This window comes from Zoogloea sp. (assembly GCF_041904905.1).
GTDB lineage: Bacteria > Pseudomonadota > Gammaproteobacteria > Burkholderiales > Rhodocyclaceae > Zoogloea.
In genome coordinates, this window is sequence record NZ_JAYRMI010000137.1 from 1 (window position 1) to 2,005 (window position 2,005).

Here is a 2,005-nt window from a genome sequence, read left to right on the forward strand (position 1 = left end):
CCCCGGGGCGGGGGCGGCGCCCCCGGGGGGGTGCCCCGCCCCCCCGGGGGGGGGGGCCCGCCCCCCCCCCCCCCCCCGCGACGATCTGCCCGAGACGCCGGATCGCCGCCTCGATGTTGGGGTTGAAGGGCGCGCCGCAGCTGATCCGCAAAAAGTGATCGAAGCGGCCGCTGTTGGAGAACATCAACCCCGGCGCCACGCGGATGCCCTCCGCCAGCGCCGCGTCGAACACCTGCCCGGACGAGCGCCCGCCCGGCATCTCCACCCACAGCATCATCCCGCCCGACGGCACGTTGAGCCGCGTGCCGGCCGGAAAGTGCGCCGCGATGGCCTCGGCCGTGGCCACCCGCTGGGCCTTGAGCAGCCGGCGCAGGCGCACCAGATGACGGTCGTAGGCGTGGCTGCCCATGAACTCGGCAATCGCCAGCTGGGCCAGCGCGTCGTTGGCCCGGCTCTGGGCGTGCTTGAGCATGCGGATGCGCGCCAGCCAGCGCCCGCCCAGCATCCAGCCGATGCGCATGCCCGGCGCCAGGGTCTTGTGCAGCGAGCCGCAGTGGATCACGTTGCCGCTCCGGTCCCACGACTTGGCGGTGCGTAGCGGCAGGTCGTCGTCGCCCAGGGCGCCGTAGATGTCGTCCTCGATCAGCGCCACCTTCGCCGCGTCGCACAGGGCCACCAGGCGCGCCTTCTCCTCGTCGGGCATCACGCAGCCCAGAGGGTTCTGGAAGTTGGGCACCACCACCACCGCGCGGATCTGCGGATGGGTGGCGAGGGCCAGCTCCAGCGCCTCCACCGACATGCCCCGGCTGGGGCTGGTGGGGATCTCCAGCGCGGTGAGGCCCAGGCTCTCGATCACCTGCAGCAGCCCAAAGTAGGTGGGCGACTCCACCGCCACCGTGTCGCCGGGCTGGGCCACCGCCCGCAACGCCAGGTTGAGGGCCTCGGTGCAGCCGTGGGTCACGACGATCTCGTCCGGCGTCGGGCGCATCCCCGCCGCCATCGCCCGCCGCGCCAGCACCGCCCGGAAGCCGGGGTCGCCCTGGGGCGGCACCGGGCTCACCAGCACCTCCGGCCGCCGCCGCAGGGCGCGCAGCGCCGCGTTCTTGAGGGCTTCCTGGGGGTAGCACTCGGGCGAGCCGAAGGCCAGCGCCAGGTTGGTGACCACCGGATGGCGCTCGCACTTCACCACGAAATCCGAGATGCGGTCGTGGATGCCGGAATACGGCGCCGGGTCTGGCGGGGCCGCCGTGGCGCCGGGCTCGGGCTCCCGCACCGGCTGGAGCACCGCCCGCCGGGGCGCCAGCACGAAGTAGCCGGAGCGCGGCCGGGCCTCGAGCAGGCCCTCCTCCTCCAGGCTGCGGCAAGCCTGCAGCGCGGTGGACAGGCTGACCCGGTGGGTGCGCGTCAGCGCCCGCACCGACGGCATCCGCGCGCCCGGCGCGAGCACGCCGCTGGCGATCGCCCCGCGGTAGTGGGCGGCAAGCTGGAGGTAGAGGGGGGTATCCACGGTGGCGGCATCCATCGCGCCATGATCGCCGGGCCAGCGGGCGGCCCCAAGGCACAGATCGGCGCAAAGCGCACCATAACAGATGCTCAGATCGCCAACTGTACCGATACAGAACGCGATTTCCTGTGTCTGTACCTATTTTTGGCCGCGCCGTAGGCTGGCGTCGTCACATCCCGGAGCCCGACCATGCACCCACAGCCCCCCGGCGACGACCGCCGCCTCCTGCTGCAGCCGGGCACCGCCTGGGCCGCCTGCCTGCCCGCCGGCACCCGGATCGTCGTCGTCGAGGGCAGCGCCCGCCTCGAAGGCCCGGCCGTGTGGCTGGCCGAGACGATGCACATGCCGTGCCCGCAGCTGCGCACGGGCGACGACTGGACGCTGGAATCGGCGGGGTGGGTTCGGGTGCGCGCCACCGGCGCCTGCACGCCGATCTTGATCTGCGTGGCGCCGGCCCCGGGCGCCCTGGCCGGCTGGCTGGCGCGCCGGTGGGCGGCGCTG

2 protein-coding genes are annotated in these 2,005 nt (G+C 74.0%); one reads left to right on the plus strand and one right to left on the minus strand.

Annotated elements, in window-relative coordinates; all coding sequences use genetic code 11:
• Positions 1–1,522, minus strand: a 1,522-nt coding sequence (locus ACE3N6_RS19210) for a PLP-dependent aminotransferase family protein (RefSeq protein ID WP_374247424.1), incomplete at its 3' end; no start/stop codon positions are given.
• Between the two features lie 171 nt (positions 1,523–1,693).
• Here ACE3N6_RS19210 and ACE3N6_RS19215 point away from each other — a divergent pair.
• Positions 1,694–2,005: hypothetical protein (locus ACE3N6_RS19215; RefSeq protein WP_374247425.1), on the plus strand; the 312-nt coding region annotated here is incomplete at its 3' end.